Origin of the sequence: Streptomyces sp. GbtcB7 (assembly GCF_019091445.1) — a bacterium.
GTDB lineage: Bacteria > Actinomycetota > Actinomycetes > Streptomycetales > Streptomycetaceae > Streptomyces > Streptomyces mirabilis.
Window position 1 is genome coordinate 1 of the sequence record NZ_JAGXJM010000140.1, and the last position, 493, is coordinate 493.

A 493-nucleotide genomic window follows, 5' to 3' on the forward strand; every position below is an offset into this window, starting at 1 on the left:
GCGCGCGCCCACGGCGGCACGGCCCACCAGCAGGGCCTCGGCTCGACCGAGGCCATCCTGACCGACCCCGACGGAGCCCGCTTCTTTTTGACCGCGCGAAGGACGGACTGAGGGCCGCAGCGTCAGTGCCGCCCGGTCCAGGATGTGCCGAACGGTCTCCACCTTGAGGGCCTGGTCGGCGACGCGCCGTTCGGTGATCTCCGGGAGCCGGGTCACGAGCGCGGCTGGCTCGCGGTCGTGGCATGACGCAGGAATTCGTGCACGGTCTCAGCAGTCCAGCGATTGCGTGCGGCACGAACGGGATGCCCTGGAACACCGGCCGATCCGAATGCCGCGTCCGACGCTCGACTTTGGATATCAGCGGCTCGAACACCGCCGACAACTCGGTATCGACGTCGTCACGTTGGAAGTTCTCAGGTGGTGTCGGTGGGGGTGTGGGTGGTGAGTTGTGCGGTGAAGACGGTGGTGTTGTTTTGGTGTGCGGTGATGTGGG

At 66.9% G+C, this 493-nt stretch carries 1 protein-coding gene; it reads left to right on the forward strand.

Annotated features, from left to right (window positions below):
- Positions 1–242 precede the first annotated feature (242 nt).
- The coding region (locus KVT44_RS55575) for a hypothetical protein (protein WP_217576865.1) at positions 243–493 on the forward strand (251 nt) is incomplete at its 3' end.